This window comes from Streptomyces sp. NPDC002573 (genome assembly GCF_042889625.1).
Lineage (GTDB): Bacteria > Actinomycetota > Actinomycetes > Streptomycetales > Streptomycetaceae > Streptomyces > Streptomyces gibsoniae.
The window spans coordinates 1-7,698 of record NZ_JBIARC010000158.1; the positions used below are offsets into that span (position 1 = coordinate 1).

The following is a 7,698-nucleotide window of genomic DNA, read 5'->3' on the forward strand; positions in this document are numbered from 1 at the left end:
CACCAGCCCCATGCGCTGGTTCCCGCGCAGCTGCCGCAAGCATGCAGCGACGGCCGCCTACAAGGCCCTGTTCGACCACACCACCGCCTGCAGCCACTGCAATGCTCACCCCTCCGGCTGCCTTGCCGGCGACGTCCTGCGGCGCCTGGCGCGGGGGGCCGACCTGTGATCTGCGCACGCTGCGACGAACCGATCAAGCCCGGCGAGAGCTACAACAAGCAGGCGGTCGAGACGGGCTCCGGCGCTTCACCAGACGTCTACCTCCACAACTGGTGCCAGCGGGTTGCCGCGGCCCAGCCCCGGAGGCATCCGGCCCGCTGAAGACCCCCGGCGCGTCTGCCACGGACCAGGCGCACCGGGAAGGGCGGCCGCCACGGCGAGCAGTACCGCGGCCGCCCTGCACGATCACCCGCCCGGCCGCGACATCGGCGTGGCGCTGCGCCGCCTGATGCGGGAGGCCTGACGATGACGTGAGGGGCGCCCCCCCCACGGCCCCAGTCGGCCCTCCCCCCCGGCGGACTGGGGCCGCTTCACGTCGGGCTTCGATAGGTCGGCCGTCGGCGACATCCCGGATGTGCCGCGCATGTGCAGCACCGCACCAAAGCACCAGGTCACAGGCAGCGAACCGCATGCCCTATGCGGTTAGAGGGTGGAGTGCCGGCACCTGGGGGCGCCGTTCTCCGTTGCACCTGGGTGACAGGTGATCTCGCTTTCAACTACCGTTACAGTTATGCGTGAGACCACCGTGTGCGGTGTGTGCCGAGCCGTTCAACGGCCAACCCGCCTACCTCGTACAGGGTGCTCGTTGGATCCGGCGCCGATGGTGGCACAGAAAGCTCCTGATCTGTAAGGTGCCACGACAGCCAGCGCGGCCACTGGAACAACGACTTCCGAGCCCTGCCCGTCTCCTGGACCTCCCTTGCCGGCCGGGGCGAGCAGGTGCCGCCCGCGCCCTGCACGGCATGCGGGCACCCCGTGGTGCGCAACGCCGACCACGGACTCAAGCGAGTCACCTGCTCGGCCAGCTGCTCAACATCCCTCACGCGTATCCGTAACGGCAATCGAGGCAGCGGCCAGCCGTGCGGGACGTGCGGCGAGCTGATAACCACCGGCCGCGCCGACTCCCGCTACTGCTCGGCGAAATGCAGGCAGAAGGCGTACCGACAGCGGATCTCTCACACGCAGGCGGCGAACACGTCCTGAGCTCAGTTGCCCAGATTTGGACGGCGAGCTGCTCGGCGGGCAGGCGGGCGCCGCCACTGGAGCGGACGTCGCCGTCGGCGGGTGCGGCGAGCAGGGGCCGGTTCAGCGTGGCCGTGTCACTCCCACGGGGAGTCATTTCGAGGTGGCTTGGGGAGTCGTTTCACGGCGTCAGGCAAGATCAATGTCAGTGGCTTTAAGTAGCCTTCCTGCCACCACGTACCACCTGGAAGGACCTGGAGAGTTGACTGACCTGGCCGCGTTCCCGCTGCCCTTCCCCGCGTCCCACTCGATGTTGATGGCGCCGCCCAGAACCCGCCGGGAACTGGAGATGATCGAGTGCAGCGCCCACATACGGTCGAAGCCGGACTGGTTCACCAAGATGAAGGACTCCGAAATCGTCGCCAGGTGGACGCAGGAAGCGGCCGACCAGGGCATGACCGAGGCGCAGATTCGTTATGTGCTCGCCGAACTCGCGCACTACGCCGAGCTGCGGGACGGGCGTAGGGGCATCGAGGTGTCCGCTGTCGACGGCGTGTGGCAGTCGGACGCACTGGTCGACGACGAGCTCAGGTCCCGGCTGCGTGAGGCGGTCCGGATTCTGGAAGAGGTCCCCGAAGCGGAGCAGGACTGGCATCCGGGATCCGACGGCCAGGTACTGGACCTGGTTCACCCCTCGCTGTTCTGCAACGTACGTGAGGTGAGCGGCGGACCCGAGCGGGCATGGGAAAGCCCAGCGAAGGACGACTGGACGAAGTACCAATTCTCGGAGAAGTTCCAGTGGCTGCCCACGGACGTCAAGGTCGGCGACGACGGCGACGTTTCCTTCCTCTCGTACGTCAACAACGTCCACCCCGTGGAGCACCGCGAACTTGCCTCCGTACTACCGGACTTGTTCGGCCGCATGCTCCCGCTTCTCGAGAACGTACTCACCGACCTGCGCCACCCGCGGCCCCTGCGGATCGAGGCGGATCCGTATGCCTGGTACGACGACAGTGAGCCGGTCGCCCCTGAAAGCGACGACGCAGACGCGTACGCCGCATATCAGGAAGCCATGGACGACTGGTGGGCCAACCGCCGCCCGGTCGTCCCGGACGCCCCGGAGTTCAGGGCTCCCACGGCACCCGACGACACCGCCCGGGTTGACCTGCGCGGTCGGCGTCTCCAGGTCATAGCCAAGCTCGCCACCATTCAACTCACCCCGGACAAGCCGGAGTACGCCGGCGGCTCCTGGCATGTCGAGGGGATGATGAACGAGCGGATCGTCTCGACCGCCATCTACTACTGGGACAGCGAGAACATCACCCAAAGCCGGCTGAGCTTCCGGGCCGCGGTCGTCGACCCGGGCTACGAGCAGAACGACGACACCGGCGTGAGTGACGTCTACGGCCTGGACAACGAGGACCCGCTGAACCAGGTCCTTGGTTCGGCATCGACACCGGCGGGCCGCTGCCTGGCGTTCCCGAACATCCTGCAGCACCGCGTCGGCTCGTTCCGCCTCGCCGACCCCACCCGGCCGGGACACCGCAAAATCCTTGCGTTCTTCCTGGTCGACCCGTCGAACCACATCGTCTCGACCTCCGACATACCGCCGCAGCAGCCATGGTCCGACACCTCGACCATGACACTGGAGCAGGCCAAGGGCTACCGCGAACAGCTGATGCATGAACGGAAGTTCTTCGTCGCCGAACACAACGAGCAGCTCTACGAGCGAGAGTTCTCCCTCTGTGAGCACTGAGCCACGCCACACCGCTCACACCGCACGCCTCACTCGGCCTGGAACCGGCGCCGGACATCGTACGTGCGCACCCCCTGAGCGTCGCGCATGGGGGCTGCAGATCCATACGGCCAGCCCCTGCGGCTTCCCCGTGCGAGCGTGATCGCGTTCGGCCCGCTGGCCCCCGTGCCAGCGGGCCGACGTGTGCCAGTTCTGACCGTGGAGCCGTGGGAGGTCACGAGCACTCGACCGTCGGCGGCTCGACCGCCTCTGCTCCACTTCTGCAAGATCTGCTCTGTGGCCACGAGGTGCTCGCTGCTGATGCTCACGCTCTTCAGGATCACCGCATGCCACCGCGAACGCCCTCAGTATCGCGAGCCTGACCGAACGCGTGGACGAACTCACCCGCGACAGTCAACAACTCCAGGACATGCTTCGGCGGGTCACCGGAGACAACCATGCGCTCCACAGCCGGGCTCTCTCCGGACGGAGGGTGTGGTCTCACAGGCCCACCCTGTCTGGTCTGGACCAGGGAAGAACGGCACCAGTGCGAACGCTTCCGGTCAGGTTCGACAAGTACGGGGTGAGACCGCCGTCGGGCGGTCAGAGACGGAGACTTCGTGGAACCGGATCATCACGCTTCCCGTGATCGCGACGGGGACAGCGATGCCCAGTTGACGCGGTCGGCCCAGGACGCGGCGGCGTTCGCACTGCTCGTGGAGCAGTACTCCCGCGCCCTGCACGGGTACTTCGCCCGCCGGGTCCCTGGAGCGGCCGACGACCTGCTGTCCGAAGCGTGGTTGCAGGCCTTCGCCGCGCGTGGCACCTTCGACCCGGCCGTCGGAACGGCCAGAGGCTGGCTGTTCGGCGTGGCCCGCAACGTCCTGTCCGGGCACCTGCGCCGCGCCGGACGGGACGCGGGCGGCCCGACGCCCGAGGTCGACGATCCCTGGCACGCAGTGGACCAGCGGCTGGACGCCCGCGCACTGGCCCCGCGGCTGCGCCGTGCGCTGGCCGATCTGCCTGCCGAGGAACGGGAGTTGCTGCTGCTGGTCGCCTGGGAGCAACTGACCCCCAGTGAGGCCGCTTCCGTGGTCGGCATTCCCGCCGGAACGGCCCGCTCCCGCCTGCACCGCGCCCGAGGCCGACTGCGCGAACAACTCGCGCCGCCGCCCCACGCGCCGCACCTGGCCGTGACGGGAGACCCGGCATGAAGCATCGCGCCACGCAGCACACCGCCGACCACCACGCCCCGGAAGGAACCCCCACCCCCATGAACGAGACCCAGACCCAGACCTACCTCGACTTCCCGGGCGCGCAGGAACTGCAGGCCGCCGGCCGTGTCGCCCCGGCGCCCCAGCAGGCCCTCGACCGTGCCATGGCTGCCGTCATCGCCGCGGCGGCGAAGGAGACCGCGGACGCGACCGCACGGCAGGCGTCAGGGCCGCAGCCCGGGGCCGACCGGCCGGTGGTCGTCCCCATCCGTCTGCGCCGGCTGCTGTCCGGCCGGCGCATCGCGGCCATGCTGGCAATGGCCGCGGTCGCGGCCGGCGTCGTGGTCGCCGCGAACACCACGACGGCGGCGCCCGGCCCCCGCACCCGCGCGCAGCAGGCGCAGGCCGACCCGACCGTGTTCCTCGCCGGCGTCGCCGAGGTGGCGGCCACCCGGTCGGCCACGACGGCGCCGTACTGGAAGATGGAGCTCAGGAACGTCACCGGGGGGCACGTCACGAAGGTCACCGAGTACGTCTCGCGGTCCGCCTACCTCTTCGAGTCCAAGGGCAAGCTCTACAAGAAGGGCTCCCCCGTCGTGTGGGGCGTGGGGACGAAGACCGTCGACTGGAACGGACTTGACCGGCTGCCCACCGACCCGTCGACGCTGCTCTCGATGATGAACGCCGGACAGGCGACCCGCGGCCAGGGCGTCTTCGACCAGGCCGGCAACATCCTCGGCGGCTCGCCCGCCACCCCGAAGCTGCGGGCGACGCTCTTCAACGCCCTGGGACAACTGAAGGGGGTCAGGATCGCCGGCTGGGTCAAGGACAGCACGGGCCGCAGCGGAACCGAAATGGTCTACGCCGACTCGAACAGCACCCACGCTCTGATCATCGACCCGAAGACCAGCCTCGTGCTGGAGTCCGTCGCCCAGCAGGCCGGCACCACCTCCCGCACGACCTTCCTCTCCGCCGGCCCCGCCACGACACTCGGCTGACCGCACTCTGAGCAATCCCGCGCAGGTGACGCACGAGGCGCGCCCCCTCTGGGCCGCGTCTCATCACAGGTGCTCGCCAACGGAACGCCGATGACGTGATCGACATGGCAGAAAACCGTGATCCGCACGCGCCACCACCCTGCTCGCCGACCACCGCATGGTCCTGCCCGCTCTGGTCCGCGACCCGGACGGTGCCCGGTGATCGGGCCGCGCAGAGCGACGCTGTTCGACCTGGACGGGGTGTTGCTGGACGGGTGCAGATCCCCTCAGGGGGATCTGCACCCGTCCTCGATCTTCACTGCGTTAGAGGCATCGACGCCTCTCTGGCAGAGCCAATAGGATGCGGCGCTCAATTCAACCGCGATCAAGCAAGGAGGGGGCGCGGGATGCTACTGACGTGCCGGAAGTGTCGGCAGCGTGGAGTTGCTTTTGACGGGATCAAAGGACTGTGTCCGGTCTGTCAGCAGGAGAGCGACTTGTCGAAGCCGCCTCAGCGTCGCGGGCGCAACGACAAGGCGGCGTTGCTGGTCCAGTCCAAGGTGAGTCCCGGGCGGGTCTCGCTGTCGGGCCCACTGCTTATGGTGCTGGCTGCAGCCGCGGCAGCCATCCTCAGCGAGGCCGTGCGGTTCTCCGCCGAGCGCACGCGGGCCCACCAATGGGCCTTGGCCGCCGCTAACAACAGCTATGACCGGCAGGCTTTGCACAGCGCACTACAAACGATCAGCACCACGAGCATGTTGCGCTTCGTAGTCTTCATGGCAGTTCTGTACGCCTACCAGCGATGGGCGCGCGCCGGCCACGCGAACGCCATGTCACGCACCGACATCGGGCTCGGATGGCTCAGGGCCCTGCCAGGCGGCCGCGGAGTCGTCTGGACCTACGGCGCGTGGTTCCTGTCGGTTTTCGCCGCGGTCTACTTCTCGTTCGTGACCAACTCCAACCTCCAAACGCCCGGCGACTACGAGACCGCGGCGAACGTCGACGCCAGCTACAGTCTGGCCCGAATAGCCCTGGCCGTCCTACTGAGCGTGTTCGTCGTGCAGTTGACCCTTGGGCTGAACAAGCTGCTGGCCACGTCGCAGGCGATAGACGTGGCCGACCGGCCCGTCGAGCTGCAGACCATCGACGAGGAGTAACGTGCCACGCCTGGCCGCAGCGCCGAGCGAGCGCGGCCTGCGATGTTCCAATTATCCGTAAAGGTGCAGTTCCCTGAGGGGATCTGCACCCTCGCTGGACAGTGCCGCCGCGGTGCGCTCCACCCTCGTGGCGGTCGCCACCTGCGCTCTCGGGCGCCGCGTGACGCCGGGCGACCTTCCGCCCGGAGCCCTGCGCCGTCCCCGCTGCGAGGTCCTGGCGCTCCTGGACGTCGCCGACCCGGACAACGCGTGCGACCGCTGGTGGGACGGCGCGGCGTCGGCGATTCCGGTCGAGACGTTCCCAGGGGTGCTCTCCGGAGCAGGAGAACGAGCAGCTCAAGCAGGCGATCGAGAGCCGACCGGTGATCGATATGGCCCGGGGTGCCCTGATGGCCTGCTTCGGCTGCACGGCCGATGAAGCCTGGGAGATCTTGCTGGAGGTTTCCCAGAACAGCAACGTCAAGCTGCGCACGGTGGCCGACGAAGTGGCCGCTGCGGTGAGCGGACAAGGACCCATGCAGCCTGACCTGCAAGGCCGCGTGCAGACGGCCGTGGGGGCGTGCCGGTCGCGTAGGCGTGAGACCGGCGCGGGTGGGTAGTCGTCCCGGCCGGGGAAGGGCCATGACGCCTGGGGAGGTCGAAGGGTCCTTCCCTGTCGGCGGAATCCGGCGATCAGGCGGAATCTGCGCGTACAGCCGGTCACGCACTGGCCGCTGGCCCGTTGGCCAGCACCACGATTGCCTTCCGGTCCGGCGTTTCCTGAACCGTGTGCCCGTGCTGGACCAGCAGGCCCGCCACCGCGGCCTGCACCACCACCCGCATCCTGTCGGCGGAATCCCCTCGCTGCGCTGCCAGCTCGGCGAAGGTGTGCGAGGTCGTCCAGCTCACCAGCACGCCCTCGGGCGTCTTGCTCACCTTCAGTCCCGGCGTGGTGGCATCGGGCCCGTCAGCGACATGGAAACCGGCCTGCTTCAGGGCATGGCGTACCCGTCGAACGAGCTCGGCGGGAGGGGGCGGCATCAGCGGCGCCTGCCCCGAAAGAGCCGGATCATGCCATCAGCTGTGCGGGCATTCCACCCGCTCGCTGTCACGTCTGTTGATTCCCATGCCCGGCGGCGTAGGCCCTGGGGGAGGGCACGGTTGTAGGCGCCACCATCACCGTTGTGCACCGAAAGCGGCAGGACGCCCTCCCACCCAAGCAGACGCATCCCAGCCGCACCGTCAGCGCGTACTTGCAGCCCGGCGATGGTGCTCTCAGACCATCCGCCGCCCTCGGGACCCAGGACCCCTCTACCGGAGGTCCTTCCTCTATTGAAGATCCCCCATCTTGGCGGGTGCCCCCTCACTCCTGCACGTGGTCGCCCGCGCAATCCGGGCAGGCGTACACCTCGGTATCGAGGACATGAGCACCGATCCGGCCGCGGGAGATGCCC

6 protein-coding genes are annotated in these 7,698 nt (G+C 68.6%); 5 read left to right on the forward strand and 1 reads right to left on the reverse strand.

Features of this window, described 5'->3' with window-relative positions:
* Window positions 1-1,444: 1,444 nt before the first annotated feature.
* The 5 genes from ACFYX0_RS45920 to ACFYX0_RS45940 all read left to right on the forward strand — a co-directional run bounded on the left by ACFYX0_RS45920 (window position 1,445) and on the right by ACFYX0_RS45940 (window position 6,864).
* Window positions 1,445-2,938, forward strand: coding sequence for a DUF4246 domain-containing protein (locus tag ACFYX0_RS45920; protein ID WP_388981310.1), 1,494 nt, complete (start codon window positions 1,445-1,447; stop codon window positions 2,936-2,938).
* Between the two features lie 599 nt (window positions 2,939-3,537).
* Window positions 3,538-4,131, forward strand: coding sequence for an RNA polymerase sigma factor (locus tag ACFYX0_RS45925; RefSeq protein ID WP_388981313.1), 594 nt, complete (start codon window positions 3,538-3,540; stop codon window positions 4,129-4,131).
* Entirely contained in the window at window positions 4,128-5,129 is a 1,002-nt protein-coding gene (locus tag ACFYX0_RS45930) for a hypothetical protein (protein ID WP_388981316.1), read from the forward strand. The genes ACFYX0_RS45925 and ACFYX0_RS45930 overlap by 4 nt, the downstream gene beginning before the upstream one ends.
* 476 nt (window positions 5,130-5,605) lie before the next feature.
* Complete coding sequence (locus ACFYX0_RS45935; RefSeq protein WP_388981319.1) at window positions 5,606-6,265, forward strand: hypothetical protein; 660 nt, start codon at window positions 5,606-5,608, stop codon at window positions 6,263-6,265.
* Window positions 6,266-6,654: 389 nt separating this feature from the next.
* Window positions 6,655-6,864 carry an ANTAR domain-containing protein gene (locus ACFYX0_RS45940; RefSeq protein ID WP_388981325.1) on the forward strand — a complete coding sequence of 70 codons (210 nt, stop codon included), beginning with the start codon at window positions 6,655-6,657 and terminating at the stop codon, window positions 6,862-6,864.
* 100 nt (window positions 6,865-6,964) lie between these two features.
* On the opposite strand, the gene ACFYX0_RS45945 is transcribed toward ACFYX0_RS45940, so the two are convergent.
* Window positions 6,965-7,285, reverse strand: a complete 321-nt coding sequence (locus tag ACFYX0_RS45945) for a hypothetical protein (protein WP_388981322.1) — start codon at window positions 7,283-7,285, stop codon at window positions 6,965-6,967.
* Window positions 7,286-7,698 lie beyond the last annotated feature (413 nt).

Excerpts from the sequence above, each read along its gene's own strand:
- ACFYX0_RS45945 (WP_388981322.1), bottom strand. The coding sequence starts at position 7,285 with ATGCCGCCCCCTCCCGCCGAGCTCGTTCGACGGGTACGCCATGCCCTG.
- ACFYX0_RS45930 (WP_388981316.1), top strand. The coding sequence starts at position 4,128 with ATGAAGCATCGCGCCACGCAGCACACCGCCGACCACCACGCCCCGGAA.
- ACFYX0_RS45940 (WP_388981325.1), top strand. The coding sequence starts at position 6,655 with ATGGCCTGCTTCGGCTGCACGGCCGATGAAGCCTGGGAGATCTTGCTG.